The following is a 26067-nucleotide window of genomic DNA, read 5'->3' on the forward strand; positions in this document are numbered from 1 at the left end:
ATTACAAAAAAACAAAGCGCGCGCTTTACAAATTATCAACATTTTATTTAAAGCTTGGCTTTTGATTAAAATAATTAATTACTAAAAGATAATTTAGCCGATAATTTGAACCAATAATTTTACATGGACCAACAATATAAAATCTTTACGTGGCCGGTGCAACAACAATATTTGTTGGAGCTGGCGCAGGGAGATTTTGAAATTTATATTCCCGAAGGCCAAAACGAAAGCTTCAGGAACTTTTTTTCTGCTCAAAAAAATGTGGTTGAAACAAATGTTGCGGAGATAAAAGATTTGCAATTGGATTGTATTTTGTTTCAGGACGAACACAGCTACCAAACCGCGCAATACGAGGTTTTATCGCCGCAGCAACGCGAGCTCCCAAAGGTTTATTTAGAACATAATCCGCCGAAACAACATCCAACCAACACCAAACACTGGGTAGAAGATGTTGACGTTCAGCTTGTCCATGTTAATCATTACAACGCTTTAATGTGGGACAATAACAGCGTTCCTGTTTCGGTAATCGAAAACGGCGTACCGGAAAACCATGCTTCTTTTACCGGTGAAAAGTTATGCGGTGTGGTGGTTTTAGAAGAAAACCCTGCCGATAACCGTGTAACCGGGATGGACATTTTTATGCAGGTAAAAGAAGCATTGCCGCTGGAAATTATCCAAATCGGAAAAAAAGATATAACTTACCAAAATTTAGCCGAAAAACTCAGCCCTTACCGTTTCCTGTTTTGCCCTGATCGTTATGCCAGTCCCAGTTTTGCCGTGCAGCAGGCTATGATGATCGGAATGCCTGTTGTTGGATTAGCGACGACCGATTTACCGACGATCATCAGCAATGAAGTTTCCGGTTTTGTACATTCTGATTTGCAATACCTTATCGGGAAAATGCAGCAATTAATAGCAGATCCGCAATCAGCCGCTTCTTTAGGTGCCAATGCGCGTTCGTTCGCAATAAAAATTTTTAGCTCAAAACGTTTTTTAGCCGATTGGAAGCAGTTGATCCAAAAAACTGTAACCGGCCCCTTACTTACCAAAATTTAGCTCATTGAACCAAAAACCTAAATATGAAAAACAGGATAGCCTTTATCAGTGAACATGCTTCTCCGCTGGCTATGCTGGGCGGTGTAGATAGCGGCGGACAGAATGTTTATGTGGGAGAACTGGCCAAGCATATTGCGCAATCCGGCTACGAAGTTGATATTTTTACCCGCCGCGATGATACGCGTTTTCCCGAAATTGTTAGCTGGGTGCAGGGCGTCCGCATCATCCATGTTACGGCCGGCCCGGAAAGTTTTATCCCGAAGGAAAGCCTGCTGCAGTACATGCCCGATTTTACTTCGGAAATGATTGCTTTTATTGCCCGCGAAAAAATAGATTATGCTTTGGTCCACGCCAACTTCTGGATGTCGGGCCTGGTGGCCTGCAATCTCAAAGCAAAACTGAAACTGCCTTTTGTCATTACCTATCATGCGTTGGGCCGAGTTCGGCAAATCCATCAGGGCGACCAGGACAAGTTTCCAAAAGAACGAATTTTAATTGAAGAAGAAATTGCCCGGCAAGCTGATCAGATTGTGGCCGAATGCCCGCAAGACCAGGAAGACCTGATCAATTATTACAACGCCGACCCGGCAAATATCACGATCATTCCTTGCGGTTTTTGCCCGACCGAGTTTTATCCGATTGATAAAAAGCTGGCGCGGATGATCCTCAACTTTGAATCGAACGAAAACATTATTCTGCAATTGGGCCGTATGGTTCCGAGAAAAGGGATTGACAATGTGATCCGTGCTTTGGTTAAAGTGAAAAAGACCGACACACCATTGCGATTGGTGGTTGTGGGCGGCGAAGCCGATAACCCGGACACCGACCAAAACCCGGAAATGCTGCGCCTAAAAAAACTGGCAGCAGATCATGGCGTTTCTGCCGATGTTACTTTTGTTGGCCGCAAAAACCGTGATATTTTAAAATACTATTACGCTGCCGCCGATATTTTTATTACTACGCCCTGGTACGAGCCTTTTGGTATTACGCCTTTGGAAGCAATGGCGTGCGGCACGCCGGTTATCGGTGCCGATGTTGGCGGCATTAAACACAGTGTGGCTGATAAAAAAACAGGTTTTTTAGTTCCGCCGAATGATCCTGACGTGCTGGCACAACGCGTTTTTCAGTTGATCAGCAATAAAAAATTGCTGAACGATATGCGCGATAACGCCATCCGTCGTGTAAATGCTTTGTTTACCTGGCATAAAATCTCGGAAATGGCCATTAGTATGTACGAGAAAATTATTCACGTAAACGAATTCGGCAATGAAGAAGACAACGAGCTGATGTTGATTGACCAAGCTTTTGATAAAGCTGCCGATACTTTTTTGCGTGCAAAAAGAGCATTGCGCATTCCGGTTGCACAAGCAGCAACGCTCATTAGCAATGCTTTGGCAGCAGATAAAAAGCTATTGGTTTGCGGTAACGGCGGCAGCGCTGCGGGAAGTTTGCACTTTACATCAGAAATGATGAATTACTTTGAAAGTTCGGAACGGCAAGGTTTGCCGGTAATTTCGCTTGCTGCGGATACTTCTGTGCTTACCGGTTTTGCCAACGATATTGGTTTTGATGATGTTTTTTCCAGACAGATAGAAACTTATGGCAAAAAAGGCGATATTTTGCTTTGCATGAGCACCAGCGGCCAATCGGTAAATATTGTAAATGCGATAAAAGTTGCCCATAAAAAACACATGACCTGCATTGCTTTGCTTGGAAAAGGCGGCGGCGATGCAGCAACTTATGCGCACTTAAACATCATCGTGCCTTCCAACAGCCCGCATCGAATTCAGGAAATCCATTTGCACCTTTTACATACCATTTCCCGTTTGGTAGAAAATCATTTATCTACCAGAAAAAGCAAAACAACTAAAATTACGAAAACCGCTTCGGTAAAATAAACACTGATTTTATAGGGATAAAAGAAGCATTGCTGATATTAAGCACGCTGTCATTTCGACCGTAGGGAGAAATCTTCATCGAACATTATTAATCCACAAACTGCTTTGAAGAAGATTCCTCCTATCGTCGGAATGACAGCGCACAGAAATGGCAAAATACTGAAAACGACATAATGAACAAAGCCATTTTTATTGATAAAGACGGAACACTGATCCCGGATATTCCTTACAACGTTGACCCTGAAAAGATTACCTTGCAGGAAGGCGTGGTTGAAGGCTTGAAACTGTTAAAAGCGCAAGGTTATATCTTTATCATGATCTCCAATCAATCCGGTGTGGCGCGTGGTTTTTTTGAGGAAGAAGCTTTAACCGGCGTAAAAAATAAAATACAGGTTTTGCTGGAAAAAGACGAAATCCGGTTTCAGGGTTTTTACTGGAGCTTTAACCATCCGCAGGGAACAGTTGAAAAATATGCAGTGGAATGCAACTTTCGCAAACCAAAACCCGGCATGATTTTGCAAGCGGCGGCAGAACATCAGATTGATTTGCAGCAATCCTGGATGATCGGTGATATTTTAAATGACGTAGAAGCCGGAAAAAGAGCGGGCTGCCAAACCGTTTTGATTGATAACGGCAACGAAACAGAATGGGTTCCAGGTGAATACCGCACACCAGACTACAAAGCGAAAAACTTTTTTCAGGCCGCTGCTTTTATCACCGATGTTCATTCTACCGATCTGGGAATTTAGCCGATGGATAATCTCTGGCAAAACTGTAAAAATATTTTAGTTGTCCGGTTGGATAACATGGGCGATTTGCTGATGTCAACCCCAGCCATTCGTGCTTTGAAAAAAACTTTTAACAGCCGGATTACCGTTTTAACTTCTTCCATGGCCGCCGGGATCGCCAAAAATATTCCCGAAATTGATGAAACTTTAACGTTTGATGTTCCCTGGGTAAAAACCCAAAATGCTTCTTTTAGCACTACTTTTTTGACTTTGGCGGAAGTGTTGAGGCAAAAACATTTTGATGCGGCGGTTATTTTTACGGTTTTCAGTCAGAACCCAATGCCGGCCGTGATGCTTGCTTATCTCGCTGATATTCCTTTGCGTTTGGCTTATTGCCGGGAAAACTCTTATCAATTATTAACAAATTGGGTTCCGGACGAAGAGCCTTATACGTTGATCAAACATCAGGTAGAACGCGATTTGGATTTGGTTGCCACTATTGGCGCAAAAACTTCGGATGACCGTTTAAGCCTTCAAATCCCTGATGCCTGGCAATCAACTCAAAAAAAGCTTGATAAAAACAGTATTGACTTGCAAAAACCCTGGCTCGTTTTACATCCGGGCGTAAGCGAATTGAAACGGCAATATCCAACCGAAAAATGGATTGAGTTGGGAAAATGTTTGGTTAAAGATTTTGGTTACCAGATTTTGCTTACAGGTTCGGCTGCTGAGAAACAACTGACGGACGAAATACAGCAAGGCATTGGCACAAACGCTTTTTCTATTGCGGGTTTGTTTACTTTGGATGAATTTATTTGCCTGATAAAAGAAGCACCACTCCTACTTTCGGTAAATACTGGCCCAGTGCATATTGCATCTGCAACGCAAACTCCAGTTGTGGTTTTGTATGCGCAAACCAATCCGCAGCATACACCTTGGAAAACGCCTAATAAAGTTTTGTTTTTTGAAGTTCCAGAAGCGTTGCGAAGTAAAAACGAAGTCTTAAAATTTGTGCAGCAGCATCAGGAAAAAGCACCGGAAACAGTTGCTGTAGAAGCTATTTTAGAGGCGGTTTTGTCATTTCGACCGTAGGGAGAAATCTACTTCAAAGAGAAATTATTTGATGATTTTATGCCGATAAAAGAAGCATTAACAATTTGAATAAGATTTCTCCCTACGGTCGAAATGGCAGCGATACTTTCAACAACAACGCGGACAATCAAACCAAAACTGGCAGCAGAAAACCCGCAACCGGCAACGGAAAATTAATGCCCTTGCTTGGCCAACGCTTCATAAATCTCGGCACTTAACAAACCGCTTCCTCCACCATAATGCTGTAAAAAAATTGGCGACGGATTTTGTGTACTAAAAATAGCTTTTAGTTTTTCTTCGCTGGTTTCATCAATCCCAGCACAAAATAAAACGATACCAACAGGTTGTTGATGAAACATTTCGACCGCTTCTTCATCCGAAGTAGAACCGATCCCGTTCCAATTTTCGTTCGTATTGATCAACCTTAAAACAGTTGCCAAAATTTTGGTGTCGCGGTGGATGGCCAGGATATTTAAACGGTGCATAATTTTAAAAACTAAGGAAGCCGGAAGATGTTTTTCGACAAGTTTTCCGGCTTCGGTAACTAATTGATTAAAAAATTAAAATTTCATCGGCACATCCATCAATAAAACTTCGGCACCGGCAGAATCCGCTTTAAAATTAAGCTGATCGGTATCCCAAATACCAAAACCATCGCGGCGGTGCAAAGCTTGTCCGTTTATCGTTACATCACCTTCTAAAACAAAAGCGTAAACACCGTTTCCCGGTTTTTTAATTTGATAAGTTGTTTGAAATCCTTCGTCGAATTTGCCCAAACTAAACCAAGCATCCTGCTGCACCCAAACGCCTTCATCAGTTGGGTTTGGCGACAAAATTTGCTGGAAATTATTATGCCGGTCTTTCACATCCAACGAAACCTGATCGTAACGCGGCGCACCATTTAACTTATTCGGGTACAACCAAATTTGCAAAAACTGGACTTGCTGGTTCGGGTTTTTATTTTTTTCGCTGTGAAAAACGCCTGTCCCAGCGCTGATAATCTGCACATCGCCTTTTTTAATTACGGCAACATTTCCCAAATTATCTTCGTGTTCCAAATCGCCTTCCAACGGAATGCTGATGATTTCCATGTTATCGTGCGGATGGCTGCCAAAACCCCGGCCACCGGCAACCGTATCGTCGTTTAAAACGCGCAATACGCCAAAATTCATCCTTTCGGGATTATAATAATTTGCAAAACTGAAGCTGTGATAACTGTCCAGCCAACCATGGTTTGCGTGTCCGCGGCTTTCTGCTTTGTGAAGAATTGAATTTGCCATACTGTTTTTACCCTTAGTTTTTTAATGTCCGTCAGCCTTAAAATTAATGGGCTAACAGTACAAATATCGGCAACAATTACAGCGTTTTAGGTTGATGCAGGTTAAGAAATCCAACTACTTTTTTCGGGAAAGTGTTGCTTTGATGCGGCTAAGCGCTTCGGGCGTAATGCCGAGATAAGAAGCAATTTGATATTGCGGCACACGTTGCAACAGGCCGGGATATTTTTTGATAAATTCGAGATAACGGTCTTCCGCAGGATCGGTAATCCCCGTAAAAAAACGGTTTTCTAAAACCGCATAAGCACGTTGCACTAGCAGCCTGAAAACGCGTTCCAGCTTCGGCACTTCCTTAAAAAGCAGTTCTTTGTTTTGATAATTGATTTGCAACAGCTCGGTTTCTTCCATCGTTTCAACATAAAACCGGGAAGGAAGTTGCTGGCAAAAACTGGCAATATCGCTCACCCACCAATCTTCAACCGCAAATTGCAAAATGGTTTCATCACCGTTTTGATCAATGTAATATCTTTTGATACAGCCTTTTAACAAATAAGCCTCAAAATTGCAAACCTGGCCGGCTTTCAATAAAAGTGTTTTCTTCGGATAAGTTTTATGCTGAAAATGCTGATGGACGATTTCCAATTCCTGCTGCGAAAGGCCAACATGCAGTTTTAGGTTTTTATCGAAAGCCTGAAACATAAAGCGCTGTTTAAGTTTGCAAAAAATGCCGATGCTTCTTTTACCGCATAGAAATTGGTGTCCATATCAATTTAAATAAAATCAAATATACACTGATTTTTAGCCGATAAAAGAAGCATCAGGCTTACCAAACAAATTTTAAGCAGGTTTTACGGCTTCACAATCAAATCCTGGTATTCGGGGTGGCGATGCAGAAAAACCTGCACAAAACGGCAATAGTTTTTCACTTTCATTTGGTTTTCGCGGGCGTAATCCAATGCAAACTTTGCCAAATCCGAAGCAATCCCTTGTCCTTCCATCGCTTCCGGGACTTCGGTGTGCATAATATTCATTACGTTCGAGTCCATTTCATAAGCAATTAAAGCTAAACCTTCCGGCGTTTGCATTTCAAACTGGTGGCTTTCTTCGTTTACTGTAATTTTATTTTCCATAATTTTCAATTAAAATAATACTGTAAACGAAGCATAAAGTTTGCTTGGTGGGATTAGTTTTTGTTGAGCAGTTTTAAAAGATAGCTGCCGTAACCACTTTTTCGATAACGTTCGGCCATCACGCGCAATTGTTCTTCGTTCATAAAACCTCTGCGAAAAGCAACTTCTTCAATACAACCAATTTTGGTATCCTGGCGTTTTTCAATCACGCGCACAAACTCGGTTGCATCACTTAACGAATCAAAAGTTCCGGTATCCAGCCAGGCCGTTCCGCGGTCCATCACGCCCACATGCAGCTTTTTACGCTTCAGATATACTTTGTTTACATCGGTAATTTCATATTCGCCGCGCGGCGAAAGCGGAATATCTTTGGCAATCTGCACTACATTATTATCATAAAAATACAATCCCGGAACGGCGTAATTAGATTTAGGCTGCAACGGTTTTTCTTCGATCGAAAGCGCTTTAAAATCATCATCAAACTCCACCACGCCATAACGTTCCGGGTCTGAAACTTGGTACGCAAAAATGGCAGCGCCATCCACTTCGTTATATTTCCGCATCAATCGGCCAAAACCTGTTCCGTAAAAAATGTTATCGCCTAAAATTAAAGCAACTTTATCCTGGCCAATAAATTCTTCGCCGATGACAAAAGCCTGCGCCAACCCATTTGGTTTTTCCTGAACGGCAAATTCAAAACGGCAGCCCAATTCGCTTCCGTCGCCCAGCAAACGTTTAAAACTGCTGCTGTCTTCTGGCGTGGTGATGATCAAAATTTCGCGGATGTCCGAATGGATCAAAACCGAAAGCGGATAATAGATCATCGGTTTATCGTAAATCGGCATCAATTGTTTACTGATGGCTTTGGTGATTGGGTAAAGGCGCGTGCCGGAACCGCCGGCGAGGATAATTCCTTTCATGTATGTTTTTGTGTTGATAGAGGTTGAAGTAGATTTTATGGATTTTGGGCAAGAGCCTGAATACATCTTTCCAAACTGTGGCGCCAGTAAGGGATTTCGATGCCAAAAGTCTTTTTAATTTTGGCTTTGTCCATAACAGAATAAGCCGGGCGTGTGGCTTTGGTTGGATATTCGGAAGTGCGGATGGGCAATGCTTTTACCTCCGTTTTGCTGATGTCGAAAATGCCTTGCGCAAAATCGTACCAGGAAGTAACGCCCTCGTTGCTGTAATGATAGATGCCGTAAGCCTGGCTGCCCGATTCGATGATTTGCAAAATAGCCGAAGCCAGGTCAATGGCGTAAGTTGGCGTACCAACCTGATCGGCAATGATTTTAAGTTCGTCTCTTTCTTTGCCCAGCTTTAACATGGTTTTTACAAAGTTGTTGCCGTGCTCAGAGTAAAGCCAGCTCGTCCTCAATATAAAATATTTTTCGGTATGTTGCGGAATTACATGCTCGCCTTCCAATTTAGTCAAACCGTAAACGCTGATTGGTTCGGCCGGATCGGTTTCTATTAAAGGATGCGGCGTGCTGCCTGCAAAAATAAAGTCGGTAGAAACCTGAACCAAAGCGGCATCAAATACTTTGCACAAAGCGGCAATGTTATCAACGCCAGTTTTATTGATTTTTCGGGCCAACTCCAGTTCGTCTTCCGCTTTATCAACAGCCGTATAAGCTGCACAATTGATAGCGTATTTAGGCTGATGTTTGTCAAAAAGTTCCTGCAAAGCATCAGGGTTCAAAATATTGGCTTCCGTTTCGTTGGGGAAAGCAATATCGGTGATATCCATTTCGGCAGCAACCTGCTTTAAACACTGACCCAACTGGCCGGAAGCGCCAAACACAATTATTTTACTCATTGATTTAGATTAAAGGTTTTATTTGTAACGGCATTACGTTAATTTGGGTTACCTGAAAAGGTTAAAAAGGACACCAATTTTTGCATGGTAAAAGAAGCATCAGCCAATTTTAGCTTTCTGCGGATAAAGCTGCAAAATATTTATAAAACAACGGAATGGTTTCGATGCCTTTGTAATAATTAAAAATATCGTACTTCTCGTTGGGCGAGTGCAGGGCGTCGCTGTCCAGGCCGAAACCCATCAATACTGTTTTTATGCCCAATTCTTTCTCAAACAAAGCCACAATCGGGATGCTGCCGCCACCACGTGTCGGGATTGGTTTTTTACCGAAAGACTCTTCAATTGCTTTTTCTGCTGCTTTAAAAGCTGCGCTTGAAGTTGGTGTTACCACTGGTTCTCCGCCGTGGTGCGGCGTAACTTTTACCTTGACATAAGGCGGCGCTATGCTTTCAAAATGTTTGGTAAACAGTTCGGTAATTTTTGCTGAAGTTTGGTTTGGCACCAGCCGCATCGAAATTTTTGCAGAAGCTTTGGATGGCAAAACTGTTTTTGCGCCTTCGCCAATGTAACCGCCCCAAATTCCGTTTACTTCTAAAGTTGGCCGTGTGCCGGTCCGCTCGATAGTGCTGTAGTCTTTTTCGCCCCAAAGTTCATCAATTGCCAAATCTTTTTTGTACGCTTCTGCATCAAACGGTGCTTCGTTTAAGGCATGTTTTTCTTCGTTTGAAAGCTTGATCACATCATCATAAAAACCGGGAATGGTGATGTGGTTATTTTCATCATGAAAAGAAGCGATCATTTTTGAAAGTATGGTGATCGGGTTGGCAACCGCGCCGCCGTAAACACCGGAATGCAAATCGCGCGACGGCCCGGTTACTTCTACTTCCAAATAAGAAAGCCCGCGCAAACCGGTTTCCAACGATGGGTTTTCCATGCTCAACATTGAAGTATCCGAAATCAAAATCACATCCGCTTTGAGTTTTTCTTTGTTTTGCTGAACGAAAATGCCCAGGTTATCCGAACCAACTTCTTCTTCTCCTTCGATCATAAATTTGATGTTGCAAGGCAAAGTTTCGGTTTGCATCATCAGTTCGAAGGCTTTAACGTGCATGTAAAACTGGCCTTTGTCATCGCAGGCGCCGCGGGCATAAATTTTACCATCTCGAACGGTGGGTTCAAAAGGAGGCGTTTTCCAAAGTTCTAAAGGATCGGGCGGCTGCACATCGTAATGACCGTAAACTAAAACAGTTGGTTTTGTTGGATCAATAATTTTCTCGCCATAAACCACCGGATAACCTGCTGTTGGGCAAACTGCTACGTTTTCGGCGCCTGCTTCGCGCAGCTTCTGGGCAACAAAATTGGCCGCGTTTAAAACATCGTTTTTATATTTTGGGTCGGCACTCACCGAAGGAAAACGGAGCAGGGCAAAGAGCTCGTCCAAAAAACGGTCTTTGTTGGCTGCCACGTAGTTTTTAATTTCTTGCATCAATTGTCAGTTTGAAACAAATATAGAATTTTTGATGCAGCAGGAAAGAGTGTGGCAAGAGCATACTGTTTTTAGCGGTCATATCTAGGTGTCTAGAAAAAATGAACGTTAAAAAAAAGGACGTTAAAAATTATTATTAAACAGGTTTAATTCCTCGAAAAACAACTTTTGTCAAACTTTGTCTGTTATTGTTTTTTTCTTTAAAAAAACATTGAAATTTTATCCAGTCTGTGTTTGAGGCTTATTTTATTCCATAAAACATAATCCATGTACTTTTATGTATGATCAATAATGACTGACAGCGATACGTTAGGCTACCTATCTTGGATTGTGTGTGTTTGCTTTTTTTGAATCAGTTTTATATACTTATTTATAAAGGGATGAAAAAGTATATTGTTTAAGGTTGTGCATGGTGAGTGTAGGGTGCAATATATAACAACATGACCAAATTTCTTAATCGTAAAATACTCTTTTGTTTAGTAAAAAAACGCTAATTGATTAATCAATTAGCGTTTTTTAATTGAAGATGAGGCTTACCAACGTGGTTCAGTCGTAAGTACCAGTTGGTCGTTTGTCCCCGCCACCAGACATTGTTTTGGAATTCTTTAGCGAAGAAGATACTGGCTTGACATCATTTTGCTTCGTACAGGCAGTAACACATACGCCCAATGCAGCGATAAATATTAATTTTTTCATATGGCTAATATATGTTAAATTTAAATCTTTTCTATAAAAACAAATAATTTAATTATATATTCGTTAAAAAATTTTAATCTCTTTTCAATAAAAATCAGCGTTAAATGGCTCATAGGTCGGTAAGTTTTTTGCTGCTGCTTACGGTATGTTTAACATCTGCCATTGCTTTCGGGCAAAAACCAAGTTGTTCTTTATCCTCAAAACTGTATGCTAAAGACAGTATCGAGATCACGACGTTTGGCGCAAGCACGGTTGCCGGCATCAACGGGCTGCAATTTCAGCCGTATTTAAAGGCCGATTTTGAAGCCTGCTACCCGGGAAAAACGGTTATTGTTGACAATTATGGCATTCCCAGCCAAACTACGACACAAGGCTTGGCACGTTTTGAACAAACCATCAAAAACAAGAAAGGCTTTGTATTGATTTTAATGGGGCTAAACGATGCACTGGCCATTGTGGACGGCAAAATGAAAATTGCCGAAACACAAAGCAACATGAACAAAATGGTTGAACTTGCTTTGGCTTACAAGCTTACCCCGGTTATCGGGACCATCCAATTTTTAAACCCCGCCAACAACAAGCGTAACCAAAATGCCAATTACGTAATCAGGCAGATTAATAGGATCTATAAAATGATTGCGATTAATAGAAAAGTTTATTCTACAGATATCAATGCGGTTTTAGGCCGTGATTTCGCTACTTTATATCAGGACGCTACACATCCCAATGCACAAGGCAATATGCGTATTGCCTATGCCTGGTTTGATACCATCAACCTAATCATTGACGAAAAGCTGCTACTGTCCGGTTTAAGCCAAAACTATCCCAATCCTGCTACCGGTAGCACCACCATCGGGTTTAGTTTATCAAAATCAAATAAAGTTGTTTTAACCTTGTACAATACAGCAGGTGCTGTGGTAAAAACACTGACCAATTCTTATTTTAATTCCGGCTATCATGAAATTTTATTTTCAACCACTGATCTTGCGCCCGGCATTTATATTTACGCCATGCAAACGCCAACTGAGCAATATGTAAAAAAAATGGTTGTTGTAGGCCGGTAAAAAAATTGTTTGTTGTATAATTGTGCCATATTTGCTAATTATCGGTTAATCCATAGTTCCACTTGGCCTTTTATCCCCACCACCGCTTTTCATAAATTCTTTTTTAATAATTTGAGCTTCCGGGTTTATATTTTCTTTTTTACAAGATACAGTACAAAGCGTTGCCACAGCAACTACTAAAAGTGCTAATTTTTTCATTTTTTTTAAACTTTAATAGGTTTTCATGCCGGTTTACGTTAAATTTATAGCTTGGGTTACGTGGTAAAACTTTATATAGCTATTAACCTCTTTTTAATTAAAAAAAAACGTCCTTACTTCTATTAAAACCCGTACAGCATGATGCTTAAAGTTTTAATTATTAATGCTTTGATGCTGCTTCTCTTTAAAAGCACAACTTTTGCATTATGGCAACCTGTTGCAGAGCCAGCATTGCAGCATGATGTAGATTCTGTAAACAAACTGGCTTATAATTACCGTTTAAAGAATCCTGAACAAACTATTAAATATGCAACAACAGCATTTACTTTGGCCAAAAAAATAAACTATTTGAACGGTCAGGGAGAAGCATGCCGTGTAACAGGGATTGGACAATCTTATATAAGTAAATACGATGAAGCCCTGGATAAATACCTAGAAGCAATTTCATATTTTGAACAAAACAATAATTTTAAAGGGGTAGGCAAAGTTTATAATAATATTGGTAATCTCTATTCAGCAAATGATTATAATAAAGCTTTAGAATATTACAATAAATCTCTTCTAATTGCAAAAAAGTTCAATGCTAAACCAGAAATTGCGTCATTATATGTAAACATCGGCATTATTCAGAGGAAGAAAAAAAACTTTAAGGCGGCTTTAGAAAAATTTCAAATCAGCATGAAGTTATTCCAGCAGTTAGGGAACCAGGAATTAATTATCCAATGCCTGCAGAGTTTGGGAGAAGTTTATAACGATTTAAAACAATACCAAAACGCAGAAAATGTACTTAATGAGGCTTTTATAAAAGCAAAGGCGAGAGATATGAACTTTACAATTGCCAGCATAGAATTGACCTTGACAAACCTATATCTTAACCAAAACAAATTTGAGCAGGCAAAAGAAGCATTAAAAAAAGGTTTTGAATATACCAAAACATTAAACAACAGAGATTTGCAGAATGATTATAATTATGCATTGTATCAGTTGGAATATAAAAGGCAAAACTATCGTGAGGCTTTGAATTATTTAAAAAAGAATTTCAGCCAGGACAGTGCTTATTACCGGCAATCTTTTTCTAATCGGATTACGCTTGCTTCAGATTTGTTTGAACAATTGGAAAACAGAAGAAAAAATGAACGTACCATTGCCCAGCAAAAATACGCAACTACGCTATTTTGGTCGAGCACAGCAGTGGCAGCTTTGTTATTTGCCTTAGTTTTTTTACTGGTAATCAACGTCAAAAGAACAAACAAAAATAATAAGGAACTTACCCGGTTGAACAAAGAAGTTTCCAGGAAAAAAGAAGACCTGGACCGCGTTAACCAAAATTTAGAAGATATTATCGAAACGCGTACGCAGGATTTGAAGGTTAAAAACAAACGCCTTTCTGATTATTCTTTGCATCTGTCGCACGAGATACGCGGCCCGATCGCTACTTTAAAAGGCATCGTTTACATTCAGGAAAACAACCTGATTGATAAGGATGAATGTATTGAATTGATAAAAAAATGTGTTTTTAATATTGATGACGAAATTATCAACATGAGTAAAATGCTGAACGAGAGCGTTGAGCCAAACCCGAAAAAATAATTTTAGGCAGATAAAAGAAGCATTGCTGCGCTAACTCAGCTTAGGATTTTTAATTTTGCATTTCAACTAAGAGGAGAACATTTTGGAATATTTACAAGGGCTAAACCCTTCGCAGCGGGCAGCGGTAGAATGTGTAAAAGGGCCGGTGATGATTATTGCCGGCGCGGGTTCGGGCAAAACACGCGTCATTACTTATCGGGTGGCGCATTTGATCCGCAAAGGTGTTGATGCTTTTAATATTTTGGTTTTAACTTTTACCAACAAAGCCGCACGCGAAATGCGCGACCGGATTGTAACTGTTGTCGGCACAGAAGCTAAAAACATCTGGATGGGAACATTCCACTCCGTGTTTGCTAAATTGCTGCGTGTTGAAGCTGCTAAAATTGGCTACCCTTCCAACTTTACTATTTATGATACCGACGACAGCAAAAGTTTGTTGCGCGCCATTTTAAAAGAAATGAATCTGGACGATAAGCTGTACAGCGCCAACTTCGTTTACAACCGAATCTCTGCTGCCAAAAACAATCTGATTTCGTGGCAGGAATACCAGCAAAACGACCAGATTCAAGCCGATGATTTTTCGGGCGGACGCGGACAATTAGGCAAAATCTACGAAACTTATGCCGTTCGTTGTTTCCGTGCCGGCGCTATGGATTTTGACGATTTGCTTTTCAAAACCAACGAACTCCTGAAAAAAAACCCGGAAGTTTTGTACAAATACCAGAACAAGTTTAAATATTTGATGGTGGATGAGTATCAGGATACCAACTATTCGCAATACCTGATTGTCAAAAAACTGGCTGCCATCAACGAAAATATTTGCGTAGTTGGCGATGATGCGCAAAGTATTTATGCTTTTCGCGGCGCCAACATCCAAAACATTTTAAATTTTGAATAAGATTATCCTGACCTCAATGTTTTCAAACTGGAGCAAAACTATCGTTCTACCCAAAATATTGTAAACGTTGCCAACAGCATCATCGCCAACAATAAAGACCAGCTTAAAAAAACGGTTTATTCGGAGAAAGAACACGGCGAAAAGATAAAAGTGATGCGTGCCTTCAGTGATAACGAAGAAGGTAAAATGGTGGCCGAAGCCATCCATCAGGAACACGCCAACAAAGGTTTACGCTGGAAAGATTTTGCCATTTTGTATCGAACCAACGCACAATCTCGGGCGATGGAAGAAGCTTTGCGCAAATTGAACATTCCTTACAAAATCTATGGCGGCTTGTCTTTTTATCAGCGTAAAGAAATCAAAGATTTGATTGCTTATTTCCGCCTCACTTATAACCCGCATGATGAAGCTGCTTTAAAACGCGTAATTAACTACCCTAAAAGAGGCATCGGCGATACCACGATTGATCGTTTAATTGTAAGTGCCAACCAGCACCAGGTAAGTTTGTGGGAAGCATTGACCGAGCCGGGCAAATATCTGGATGGCAAAACAGCTTCTACCGTAAACAACTTTGTAACGATGGTTCAGAGTTTTCAGGTCATCACCCAAACCATGACGGCTTACGATGCCGCTTTGCATATTGCCCAGCATTCAGGTTTGTTAAAAGATTTGTATGAAGATAAATCGGTGGAAGGTTTAAACCGCCACGAAAACATTCAGGAATTATTGAACGGTATCAAAGAGTTTTCGGAACGGGAAGATATTGAAGAAAAAACACTGGATGTTTTTTTACAAGATATTGCCCTGCTCACTAATGATGATAACGACAAAAACCTGGATGCAGATACCGTTTCAATGATGACGATCCATTCCTCAAAAGGCTTGGAATTTCCGCATGTTTTTGTAGTTGGATTGGAAGAAAACCTTTTTCCTTCGCAGTTATCGTTAAATTCGAGGACGGATTTGGAAGAAGAACGCCGCTTGTTTTATGTTGGTGTAACGCGGACAGAACATAAGCTGACTTTAAGTTACGCAACTTCTCGGTTTAAATTTGGTACGTTAATTAACTGCGAACCGAGCCGGTTTTTAGACGAAATTGATGCCAAATTTCTGGAATTGGATTATAGCGCAAAACCGACAGGAAGCGGCAATCCGTTTTTTGATGACGATCAGTTTTCGGGCAAAAACAAAGATGCTTTCTCCAAACCAAAACCGGCAGCTACCACTGTTAAAACAACTTCTGTTTTGGCCAAAGCACATGTGCCTACGCCTGGCTTCGCCCCTTCTGACATGAACAAACTGCAGGTTGGTATGGAAGTGGAGCATGAGCGTTTTGGATTTGGCAAAGTTATCAACCTGGAAGGCAACAAACCGGATATAAAAGCAACAATATTTTTTAAAGAGCTTGGCCAGAAGCAATTGTTGCTTAAATTTGCCAAACTTCGCATTGTAGAATAGCTTCTTTTATGCTATATTTTTTACAATTTAAAGTATTTTAACGCTTTAAATGCAGTTCGTTCGTACAAGAACGTTATTATCTTTTTTTAATTTGAAACATGACTTTTGATTATAATACTTCCCGCAACAAATTAATCCTTTCTGAGTACGGCCGCAACGTACAAAACATGGTTAAATATATTGTTGCACTGCCAACCAAGGAAGAACGCAACCGGTATGCCCAGGTGGTGATTGATTTGATGGGATTTTTGAACCCGCATTTGCGCGATGTGGCCGATTTTAAACATAAATTGTGGGACCATTTAAATATCATTTCTGATTTTAAGATTGATGTAGATTCTCCTTATCCGAAACCTACGCCGGAAATGATCCATTTTAAACCTGCACCGCTAAAATATCCACAGGACAAAATTAGCTTTAAACATTACGGCAAAACGATCGAACTGATGATCGAAAAAGCCAAAACGATTGAAGACGAACCTCGCCGTCAGCATATGGTTCAGGCCATTGCCAACTTTATGAAAATGGCTTACGTAACCTGGAACAAAGATTCTGTTGCGGATGAAACGATTTTGAATGATTTGAAAATCTTATCGCGCGGTACATTGCAATTGGAAGAAAACATCAACCTTAACCGTGTAGAATACCGCACGCCGGTTGCGCAAAACAACAATAACAACCGTGCGCGCAACGGGACTAATAACAACCAGAACAACAAAGGCCGCCAAAACAACAACAACAATCCGCGGCACGCGCAAAACAACAATAACCGAAACCGAACCAACAATAATAATCCCGGCAGAAAATTCTGATGCTTCTTTTACCGGGCAAAAATTAATTTATGAGCGCATTTGAAATTTGGGGCGGCAAACCCTTAAAGGGAGAGATTATACCCCAAGGTGCCAAAAACGAAGCTTTACAAGTGATTTCGGCCGTGTTGCTAACGGAAGAAAAAGTTACGATCAGCAACATCCCCAATATTGTTGATGTAAATAAACTGATTGAGCTTTTAGGCGATATGGGCGTAAAAGTTGAACAAACTGCACCTGATACTTACGTTTTTCAGGCCGATGATATCAACCAAGATTTTTTTAAATCGGATGCTTTTAAACAAAAAGGCGGAAGTTTAAGAGGTTCCATCATGATTGTTGGTCCGCTTTTGGTGCGGTTCGGAAAAGCATCCATCCCAAAACCAGGCGGCGATAAAATCGGCAGAAGAAGGTTAGACACACATTTTTTAGGTTTTGAAAAATTAGGTGCCCGTTTTGAATACAGTGCCAGTGAAGAGTTTTTTGATGTAGATGCCACCAATTTACAAGGAACCGATATTCTGCTGGAAGAAGCATCCGTAACCGGAACGGCAAACGTGGTAATGGCCGCGGTTTTGGCCAAAGGAACGACCACCATTTACAACGCTGCCTGCGAACCTTATTTGCAGCAACTTTGCAAAATGCTAAACCGCATGGGCGCAAAAATCTCAGGCATCAAATCTAATTTGTTAACGATTGAAGGCGTGGAACAATTAGGCGGAACAGAACATCGTTTGTTGCCAGACATGATCGAGATCGGTTCTTTCATAGGTTTGGCCGCCATGACGGAATCAGAAATCACGATAAAAAATGTTCAGTTTCAGGAGCTCGGTATTATCCCAAATACTTTTTCGCGTTTGGGCATTCAGTTTGAACTGCGCGGAGACGATATTTACATTCCCGCCCAAAAACATTACGAAATTGATACTTTTATTGATGGCTCCATCCTAACCATTGCCGATGCACCCTGGCCAGGTTTTACGCCCGATTTGCTGAGTATTGTTTTGGTGATTGCCACACAAGCCAAAGGTTCCGTTTTGATCCATCAAAAAATGTTCGAAAGCCGTTTGTTTTTTGTGGATAAATTGATTGATATGGGCGCACAAATTATCCTTTGCGATCCGCACCGTGCAACGGTAATTGGTTTGGATAAAAAAGTACAGTTACGCGGAATTGAAATGACTTCCCCGGATATCCGTGCCGGCGTTTCCCTGTTAATCGCGGCTTTATCTGCAAAAGGAAAATCTGTCATTAGCAATATTGAACAGATAGAACGCGGTTATCAGCATATTGATAAACGCTTGATTGCTTTAGGCGCTGATATCAAACGCATTTAAACACACCAATTTTTAGGTGGTAAAAGAAGCATCGTTCTGAAAAGGGCGATGCTTCTTTTATTGGCATAAATTACTAAATTTTAATATCATTTGTCAGAAGGTGCAGCCCAAAACACCGATGGGTTATTTGTATTGTAAGTGTAAAAACTGGTTTGGCTTGGGTTTAAACTATCAGACCGATCAGGTTTTTGTTTGAAGTAATCAAGCGGTAATAATTTTACGTAAGTAATTACTTTACCTGCGGTTCTTGTTTCTTTATCATATTCACTTTCTGTTGCACATTCTAATATATACAAATTTTTTGCCATGTAATAGTATAAATAATACTCTTTAGTTTGCGAACTTTTGTGATTCCAATTTGCATCTGGATTTAATATTAAAGGTTTGTTATTAACCAATCTTTCGCGCACTTCTTCTATACTTAAAAGTTCGCCTTTTTCATTCATCACATATGCACAAAAAGTTGGATCAACCCAAATCCATTTTTTTAGAGAATTGATATAAACCATATTTATTACGTGGCAATCATTATCAATATGTAAACTATCTTTTGGCAAACAAGTTACAAACCGTGATTTGATTCCCATTGATAAATAGCATTCATTTAAAACGGTAGCCAGTCCTCTGCAATTCAAACCCCGTTTCTCTTGTTTGCAAACGTTGATCATACTAAGTGCGTTTTTTACTACAGGATTTTCCATGTTGCCATTATGGGGAACTAAATTATGTATCCAATACATTAAGTTAAGTACTTTTGATACTTCGTTTCCTGTTCCTGCAATAGAATCCAGGTTAAATGTTTTGCGAAGCATTGCAAGATTGGCATTACTGGCACTTTGATAAGTAAATGCAGGTATGGTACGATTGTCGGCCGTATTGTAATTTCCGGCTTTTTTAATAATGTACATATAATCACCAACGTTTCGCAATGGTTGAACTAAAGCTAAAAAAGCTGCGTCATGCCTAATATTATCTAAATCACTATCTTCATTGATGTGCGAATAGTCAATGTAACCTGCTTTAATAGCTTCATCAAGATAATGGATAGCTAAAGTTTTATCTTTAAGCAAAGCGTAAACACAACTGTAATTGTAGTATCCGTTTATCAGATAACCCGAATAGTACTTCTGGTCAGCTTTACTTAATTTGGAATATTTTTCTTTAAAATCTTTCAATAAAAGGCTGTAATTTTTTACGTCCTTATCAACGTAAGCCTGGTGCATCAGATCACTTTGATGGTTGGCATAAGTAGCAAATTCCTTATTTTCTGCTTTTGCAATATGGAGCATAAAAACCATTGTCAGGATTAGAGTAAACCTCACTATTTTCATGATAAATCTTTTTTATTGACGGTGTAATTTAAGCAATGGTTGCATTACTAAAAAATATTATCAAAATTTTGTGATTTAAAAACCAATTTTAGGAAGTTCAAAACTGCTATTTGAAGTAACAACCCCATTGACACGCGAGCGTGAAATAAGGATTTTTTTTCTGCAAGGCGTTAAACCGGAAATCAACAAAATACACCGACACGATCTGGAAAAAACATGGAAACAATAATTGTAGATGCTTCTTTTACCACATAAAAATTAGCATCTACGCCGAAATCGCATTAATAATATCATACTGCGTAATAATCTTAAACTTTCCGTTCTCGTCTTCCACCAAAACAGCGGTGTTTTCTTTGTTAATGAGCGAAGAAATTTTATCTATCGAAGTATTCAAATCCACAAATGGGAAAGGTGTGGTTAAAATATCTTTCACCGGATGCGATTTTAAAGCCGGGTTTTCCAACAAAGCATCCAAAATATCGCTTTCGGTAATTTTGCCGATGATCATTTCGTGTTGCGTAACCGGAATCTGAGAAATATTTAAAGCTTTGATAATGTTGATGGCTTTCAAAATGGGTTCTTCACAATCAATGGTTATGATTTCTTTGCCCGATTCTTTGCCGATAATGCTTCTTGCGGTCAATTTTTCGTCTTTCAAAAACCCGCGTTCGCGCAGCCAGTCTTCGTTGTACATTTTGCCCATATAGCGCGAGCCATGGTCTGGGAAAATAACCACCACTACATCGCCTTCTTGAAAACGGTCTTTCATCTGCAATAAACCAGCAACAGCAGAACCGGCAGAATTTCCGGCGAAAATACCTTCTTTACGGGCAATTTCCCGCGTCATCAAGGCCGCGTCTTTGTCGCTTACTTTTTCAAAATGATCAATCACGTCAAAGTTTACATTTTGAGGCAAAAAGTCTTCTCCGATACCTTCTGTGATGTACGGATAAATCTCGTTTTTGTCCAAAATCCCGGTTTCCTTGTATTTTTTAAAAACAGAACCGTACGTATCAATCCCTAAAACCTGTATAGCCGGATTTTTCTCTTTCAGATATTTTCCTGCGCCCGAAATTGTTCCGCCAGTTCCAGCGCCAACAATCAAATGCGTAATTTTTCCTTCGGTTTGTTCCCAGATCTCCGGTCCGGTTTGCTCGTAATTGGCTTGTGTGTTAGAAGGATTATCGTACTGGTTTGGCTTCCACGAATTCGGAACTTCGCGCTCCAAACGGGTAGAAACCGAATAATAAGAACGTGGATCTTCCGGGTCAACGTTTGTTGGACAAACAATTACTTCGGCACCAAAAGCCCGCAGCGCATCCACTTTTTCTTTGGATTGTTTATCTGTAGTGGTGAAAATGCACTTGTAACCTTTGATGACGGCCGCAATGGCCAAACCCATCCCGGTATTGCCCGAAGTTCCTTCGATAATTGTTCCGCCTGGCTTCAATTTTCCGCTTTTTTCGGCATCTTCAATCATTTTCAAAGCCATCCTGTCTTTGATGGAATTGCCGGGATTGGTTGTTTCGATCTTGGCCAAAACGGTTGCTTTAATGTCTTTTGTAATGATGTTAAGCCTGACCAGCGGCGTATTGCCAATGGTTTCGAGAATGTTATTATACCACATTTTTTCTATCGCGATTATAGAGTATGATGTTGATGCTTCTTTTATGTACCTAAAATCAGCAAACAAATTTAAGATACTTGCCTGATGCTGTTGTAATAAATTCAGAAATAAGCAGAATTTTTAAAAGTGCAGGTGTTTAACCGTAAGTCCGTGGTTGATCAATTGCTTTAAAGAATCAATGCCAACACGCAAATGGGTTTCTACAAATTTTTCGGTTACGCTCGAGTCACTTTCGGCTGTTTTTACACCTTCGGGAATCATCGGTTGATCTGAAACCAACAACAAAGCACCAGTCGGGATTTTATTGGCAAACCCGGTAACAAAAATAGTTGCCGTTTCCATGTCAACAGCCATGGCACGAATGCTTTTCAGGTATTTTTTAAAGCTTTTATCATGTTCCCAAACACGTCGGTTTGTGGTATAACAAGTTCCGGTCCAGTAATCGCGTGAGTGATCTCGAATGGTTGTGGAGATGGCTTTTTGTAAGGCAAAAGCCGGCAAAGCAGGCACTTCCGAAGGTAAATAATCATTTGATGTTCCTTCGCCACGAATGGCAGCAATCGGCAAAATGAGATCACCAACATTGTTGTTTTTTTTCAAACCGCCGCATTTACCCAAAAAAATTACGGCTTTTGGATGAATGGCCGTTAGCAAATCCATTACGGTTGCTGCCAAAGCGCTTCCCATTCCAAAATTGATAATCGTAATTCCATCGGCAGTAACGCTTTGCATCGGTTTATCCAAACCCATAATTGGTGCATTGTTATGCCATTCGGAGAAAAGCTGCAGGTATTTAGAAAAATTGGTAAGGATAACGTATTCTTTAAAATCATCCAACGGTCTGCCGGTGTAACGCGGCAGCCAGTTGGCAACAATCGCTTCTTTGGTTTTGAGGCCCGATTTTACTGGGCTTTGAACTTCTTTTACCTTATTGGATTGCTTTACAATTTCTGCGTCTTTTTTTACGTCTTTTTCTTCGTTCATAACAATGCTTCTTTTATCACCTAAAAATAAATCTACAAAAAAACCCCGGCTTAAAGGCCGGGGTTTTTTTTATGCTGCTTTCAGCTTTTTTAAATCTGATTTTTCAAATTTCTCCCTGGCGTAATCCAGCGTTATATCTAAGTGTTTGTGATGCTCTTTTTGCGATGGTATGTCAAACATAGCATCAATCATAATCGCCTCACAAATAGAGCGCAATCCCCTGGCGCCAAGCTTAAATTCCATGGCTTTATCCACCACGTAATCCAAAACTTCCTGATCAAAGTGCAGCTTCACGTCTTCGTATTCAAACAGTTTGTTGTATTGTTTAATGAGTGAATTTTTTGGCTCGGTCAAGATCATCAACATTGCTTCCCGATCTAACGGTTTCAAATAAGTAAGCACTGGCAAACGGCCAATCAGTTCGGGAATTAAACCGAAAGATTTTAAATCCTGCGGAGAAACATACTTGTATAAGTTTTTGAGATCAACTTCCTGATCTTCGGACTTTAATTTATAGCCGACAGTCTGTGTACGCATCCGGTTGGCAATCTTTTTTTCGATACCGTCAAAAGCACCACCGCAGATAAACAAAATGTTGCTGGTGTTTACCGTAATCATCTTTTGATCAGGATGTTTCCGGCCACCTTGCGGTGGAACATTAACCATCGTGCCTTCCAAAATTTTAAGTAGGGCTTGCTGCACACCTTCACCGGAAACATCGCGGGTAATGGACGGATTATCACTTTTACGGGCAATTTTATCTACTTCATCAATGTAAACAATGCCGCGCTCGGCCAAAGTAACATCGTAATCTGCTGCTTGCAACAGGCGCGTTAAAATACTTTCCACATCTTCGCCGACGTAACCGGCTTCTGTTAAAACCGTGGCATCGCAAATGCAAAAAGGCACGTTTAAAACTTTGGCAATAGTTTTGGCTAGCAAAGTTTTACCTGTACCAGTTTCGCCAACCAAAATAATGTTTGATTTTTCGATATCTACTTCGTCTTTGCCAACTTTTTGGTTCAGCCTTTTATAGTGGTTATAAACTGCAACCGATAAAACCTTTTTGGCATCGTCCTGACCGATTACATACTGGTCAAGGTGGATTTTGATTTCGGCTGGTTTTAAAATAGCAGATGAAGTTTGCAGCGGCGATTTTACTTTGCGCAATTTCAATTCTTCAGCCAAAATATCGTTGGCTTGGTTAACGCATTTATCGCAAATATGAGCGTCCAGTCCGGCAATCAGCATTAATGAATCCTGTTTACCGGCACCACAAAATGAACATTTGATATCTTTGCTGGTTTTGCTCATGGTTTTTCTGAGTTATTTATCGGCTTTATTACTACGCAATACTTCATCAACCATGCCAAATTCTTTGGCTTCGTCTGATGACATCCAGTAATCACGGTCTGATGATTTTTCTACCCAGTCATACGATTGGCCGGAATGTTTAGCGATTATATCGTATAATTCTTTCTTTAGTTTCAACATTTCACGCAGGTTGATCTCCATATCTGAAGCAACACCTTGCGCACCGCCGGATGGCTGGTGAATCATGACACGGGAATGCGGCAATACTGCACGCTTGCCATTGGTACCTGCGCAAAGCAAAACGGCAGCCATAGAAGCAGCCATACCGGTACAAATGGTAGCCACATCGTTAGAAATAAACTGCATGGTATCATAAATACCCAAACCTGCATATACAGAACCGCCCGGAGAATTGATGTAAATTTGAATATCTCTTTTTGCATCGGTAGATTGCAGGAAAAGCAATTGCGCCTGGATGATATTGGCATTTTGATCCATCACAGCATCGCCTAAAAAGATGATCCGATCCATCATCAAACGCGAAAACACGTCCATTTGTGCTACGTTCAACTGGCGCTCTTCGATAATATAAGGCGTCATACCAGTTGGCAACTGGCTTTTTTCTACACCGGCTATAAATTTATCTACATAAATACCATTTAAGCGATGATGCTTAACGGCATACTTTCTGAACTCATTTTTATCTATTTGCATATCTCTATAAAAAAACAATGGTTATCCAATTGCTTATAGAACCGGATAACCATTAACTTTAATATTTGTTAAAAAATTATTCCAGTTTTTTAAACTGATTATTATCTATTTCTTTTTTATCTAAAGTAACAACTGTTTTTAGGTAATCAAAAACTTTCAGTGCTTTTACTTCTTCAAAAATTTTGTTGGCGTTGTCTTTGTTTTGTAAAAATTGTACGGTGTACTGGCCTAACTGCTCTTCGTCTAAAGCTTGCTGACTGTACATTTTAAACTGTGCATCCAAACGTTGTTTTGCTGTCTGAAACACATCTTCGTATTTAATTTCGATGTTGTGGTCTTTAACAATCTTGTTTTCAATCAGCGTCCATTTCAGGTTTTTGGCAAAATCGTTGTAACCTTCTTCCAGTTCCTGGTCGCTTAACTTTTCGTTGGTTGCTTTCAGCCATCGCTTTAAAAACTCGTCCGGCAACTCGAAGTTTACTTTTTGCGTAACATATTGATACAAATCATCTTGCAGTTTGCGTTCTGCATCCTGCTGCATCATTGCTTCCAGTTCTTCGGTAATTTTTGTCCTGAATTCTTCTTCTGAATGAACCACATCCGGGCCAAAAACTTTATCAAAAAACTCCTGGTTTAAGTCAGACTCTTCCAAACGGTTTACGTTTTTTACCGTCAGGCTAAAGTTTGATTTTAAATCTGCCGCAGTTTCTTCGTCAATTTTTAACAAACCGGCAATTTTCGCTGCATCATTGCCAAATGCTTTATTTAGGTCAATCGTTACAACATCGCCTTTTTTCAAGCCAAGCAAAGAACTTTTTACCGCTTCGTCCGTAATTTGATCTAAACGAACAGAAGCCGTATTGGTTATGCCACCTTCAAAAACAGAACCATCCGGAGAAAGCTGCTTCAATTCGGAATACAACACATCATCACCTGCCGATACGTCAGGGTTTGTCATCTTTCCATAGCTTCTGCGGATATTTTTGATGCGTGATTGCAGCGTTTCGTCATCAATTTTAATGACGTATTGCGGAACATGGTCGGCAGCAGAAAAATCCAATTGAAATTCGGGTGCCAAACCCATTTCGTAGTTAAACTCGTAATCTTCGGTAAAATCCCAGTTAAATTGCTTGTCGTCATCCACTTTTGGCAAGGGCTGGCCCAACACTTCCAATTGGTTTTCGGTGATGTAATTGTTCAAAGAATCGGAAAGCAAATGGTTAATTTCATCAACCAAAATACTTTTGCCATACATTTTTTTGATATGTGCCGCCGGTACCATGCCCGGACGAAAACCCGGCAGTTTTGCTTTTTTTGCCTGCTCTTTGATCGCTTTTTCAACGCGCACCTGGTAATCTTCCTGATTGATTTTGATGGTTAACACAGCGTTTAAATCATCTATTTTTTCCTGGGTGATATTCATTGTTTTTGAACTGTTTTTATAGGTTAAAAAAATTCCTCCGTCATGTTTTAAAACGACGGAGGAAACCAAGTGCGGAAGAAGGGACTCGAACCCCCACGCCTCGCGGCGCCAGATCCTAAGTCTGGTGCGGCTACCAAT

The 26067-nt window shown here is 40.3% G+C and carries 22 protein-coding genes, 1 tRNA gene and 1 pseudogene (1 of these 24 cut by a window edge); 9 read left to right on the top strand and 15 right to left on the bottom strand.

Annotated elements, in window-relative coordinates; all coding sequences use genetic code 11:
* Positions 1–123: 123 nt before the first annotated feature.
* The 4 genes from Q0192_RS12280 to Q0192_RS12295 all read left to right on the top strand — a co-directional run bounded on the left by Q0192_RS12280 (position 124) and on the right by Q0192_RS12295 (position 4774).
* On the top strand, positions 124–1056 hold the full coding sequence (locus Q0192_RS12280) for a glycosyltransferase (protein WP_299289775.1): 933 nt from the start codon (positions 124–126) through the stop codon (positions 1054–1056).
* Positions 1057–1079: 23 nt separating this feature from the next.
* Positions 1080–2954, top strand: coding sequence for a glycosyltransferase (locus Q0192_RS12285; protein ID WP_299289776.1), 1875 nt, complete (start codon positions 1080–1082; stop codon positions 2952–2954).
* A 173-nt stretch (positions 2955–3127) separates the two neighbouring features.
* A complete protein-coding gene (locus Q0192_RS12290) occupies positions 3128–3703 on the top strand; it encodes an HAD family hydrolase (protein WP_299289777.1) in 576 nt (191 codons plus the stop codon).
* Positions 3704–3706: 3 nt separating this feature from the next.
* Positions 3707–4774: a glycosyltransferase family 9 protein gene (locus Q0192_RS12295; protein WP_299289778.1), complete on the top strand. Its 1068-nt coding sequence runs from the start codon at positions 3707–3709 to the stop codon at positions 4772–4774.
* Positions 4775–4947: 173 nt separating this feature from the next.
* On the opposite strand, the gene Q0192_RS12300 is transcribed toward Q0192_RS12295, so the two are convergent.
* From Q0192_RS12300 to Q0192_RS12330, 7 genes are all read right to left on the bottom strand, one after another.
* Positions 4948–5259, bottom strand: a complete 312-nt coding sequence (locus tag Q0192_RS12300) for a hypothetical protein (RefSeq protein WP_299289779.1) — start codon at positions 5257–5259, stop codon at positions 4948–4950.
* 75 nt (positions 5260–5334) lie between these two features.
* The gene (locus tag Q0192_RS12305) at positions 5335–6054 is read right to left on the bottom strand and encodes a pirin family protein (RefSeq protein ID WP_299289780.1); all 720 of its coding nucleotides are present in this window, start codon (positions 6052–6054) and stop codon (positions 5335–5337) included.
* Between the two features lie 114 nt (positions 6055–6168).
* On the bottom strand, positions 6169–6750 hold the full coding sequence (locus Q0192_RS12310) for a Crp/Fnr family transcriptional regulator (RefSeq protein ID WP_299289781.1): 582 nt from the start codon (positions 6748–6750) through the stop codon (positions 6169–6171).
* 149 nt (positions 6751–6899) lie between these two features.
* Positions 6900–7181 carry a GNAT family N-acetyltransferase gene (locus tag Q0192_RS12315; RefSeq protein WP_299289782.1) on the bottom strand — a complete coding sequence of 94 codons (282 nt, stop codon included), beginning with the start codon at positions 7179–7181 and terminating at the stop codon, positions 6900–6902.
* A 53-nt stretch (positions 7182–7234) separates the two neighbouring features.
* Positions 7235–8101 (bottom strand): glucose-1-phosphate thymidylyltransferase RfbA, encoded by an 867-nt coding sequence (rfbA, locus tag Q0192_RS12320; RefSeq protein WP_299289783.1) that lies wholly within the window; start codon positions 8099–8101, stop codon positions 7235–7237.
* Between the two features lie 35 nt (positions 8102–8136).
* Positions 8137–9000: a dTDP-4-dehydrorhamnose reductase gene (gene rfbD, locus Q0192_RS12325; protein WP_299289784.1), complete on the bottom strand. Its 864-nt coding sequence runs from the start codon at positions 8998–9000 to the stop codon at positions 8137–8139.
* A gap of 109 nt (positions 9001–9109) precedes the next feature.
* Positions 9110–10486 (bottom strand): dipeptidase, encoded by a 1377-nt coding sequence (locus Q0192_RS12330; protein ID WP_299289785.1) that lies wholly within the window; start codon positions 10484–10486, stop codon positions 9110–9112.
* A gap of 800 nt (positions 10487–11286) precedes the next feature.
* On the opposite strand from Q0192_RS12330, the gene Q0192_RS12335 reads away from it, so the two are divergent.
* Positions 11287–12246 (top strand): GDSL-type esterase/lipase family protein, encoded by a 960-nt coding sequence (locus Q0192_RS12335; protein WP_299289786.1) that lies wholly within the window; start codon positions 11287–11289, stop codon positions 12244–12246.
* A gap of 45 nt (positions 12247–12291) precedes the next feature.
* On the opposite strand, the gene Q0192_RS12340 is transcribed toward Q0192_RS12335, so the two are convergent.
* On the bottom strand, positions 12292–12444 hold the full coding sequence (locus Q0192_RS12340; RefSeq protein ID WP_299289787.1) for a hypothetical protein: 153 nt from the start codon (positions 12442–12444) through the stop codon (positions 12292–12294).
* Between the two features lie 138 nt (positions 12445–12582).
* Here Q0192_RS12340 and Q0192_RS12345 point away from each other — a divergent pair, with 138 nt between their 5' ends.
* The 4 genes and pseudogenes from Q0192_RS12345 (at position 12583) to murA (ending at position 18536) form a co-directional block, all read left to right on the top strand.
* Positions 12583–14034, top strand: coding sequence for a tetratricopeptide repeat protein (locus Q0192_RS12345; protein ID WP_299289788.1), 1452 nt, complete (start codon positions 12583–12585; stop codon positions 14032–14034).
* Between the two features lie 82 nt (positions 14035–14116).
* Positions 14117–16390, top strand: a pseudogene (locus Q0192_RS12350) (UvrD-helicase domain-containing protein).
* A 98-nt stretch (positions 16391–16488) separates the two neighbouring features.
* Complete coding sequence (locus Q0192_RS12355; protein WP_299289789.1) at positions 16489–17202, top strand: DUF4290 domain-containing protein; 714 nt, start codon at positions 16489–16491, stop codon at positions 17200–17202.
* Positions 17203–17231: 29 nt separating this feature from the next.
* Positions 17232–18536 carry a UDP-N-acetylglucosamine 1-carboxyvinyltransferase gene (gene murA, locus Q0192_RS12360; protein WP_299289790.1) on the top strand — a complete coding sequence of 435 codons (1305 nt, stop codon included), beginning with the start codon at positions 17232–17234 and terminating at the stop codon, positions 18534–18536.
* A gap of 86 nt (positions 18537–18622) precedes the next feature.
* On the opposite strand, the gene Q0192_RS12365 is transcribed toward murA, so the two are convergent.
* The 7 genes from Q0192_RS12365 to Q0192_RS12395 all read right to left on the bottom strand — a co-directional run.
* Positions 18623–19867 carry a transglutaminase-like domain-containing protein gene (locus tag Q0192_RS12365; RefSeq protein WP_299289791.1) on the bottom strand — a complete coding sequence of 415 codons (1245 nt, stop codon included), beginning with the start codon at positions 19865–19867 and terminating at the stop codon, positions 18623–18625.
* A 265-nt stretch (positions 19868–20132) separates the two neighbouring features.
* On the bottom strand, positions 20133–21494 hold the full coding sequence (locus Q0192_RS12370; protein WP_299289792.1) for a pyridoxal-phosphate dependent enzyme: 1362 nt from the start codon (positions 21492–21494) through the stop codon (positions 20133–20135).
* Between the two features lie 120 nt (positions 21495–21614).
* Entirely contained in the window at positions 21615–22478 is an 864-nt protein-coding gene (locus Q0192_RS12375) for an AMP nucleosidase (RefSeq protein WP_299289793.1), read from the bottom strand.
* A 69-nt stretch (positions 22479–22547) separates the two neighbouring features.
* Entirely contained in the window at positions 22548–23792 is a 1245-nt protein-coding gene (gene clpX, locus Q0192_RS12380; protein ID WP_299289794.1) for an ATP-dependent Clp protease ATP-binding subunit ClpX, read from the bottom strand.
* 12 nt (positions 23793–23804) lie between these two features.
* Positions 23805–24506 (bottom strand): ATP-dependent Clp endopeptidase proteolytic subunit ClpP, encoded by a 702-nt coding sequence (gene clpP, locus Q0192_RS12385; protein ID WP_299289795.1) that lies wholly within the window; start codon positions 24504–24506, stop codon positions 23805–23807.
* Between the two features lie 76 nt (positions 24507–24582).
* The gene (gene tig / locus Q0192_RS12390) at positions 24583–25929 is read right to left on the bottom strand and encodes a trigger factor (RefSeq protein ID WP_299289796.1); all 1347 of its coding nucleotides are present in this window, start codon (positions 25927–25929) and stop codon (positions 24583–24585) included.
* Positions 25930–25999: 70 nt separating this feature from the next.
* Positions 26000–26067 (bottom strand) — tRNA-Leu (locus tag Q0192_RS12395); it runs 23 nt beyond the window's last position.

This window comes from uncultured Mucilaginibacter sp., assembly GCF_937859865.1.
Classification (GTDB): domain Bacteria; phylum Bacteroidota; class Bacteroidia; order Sphingobacteriales; family Sphingobacteriaceae; genus Mucilaginibacter_A.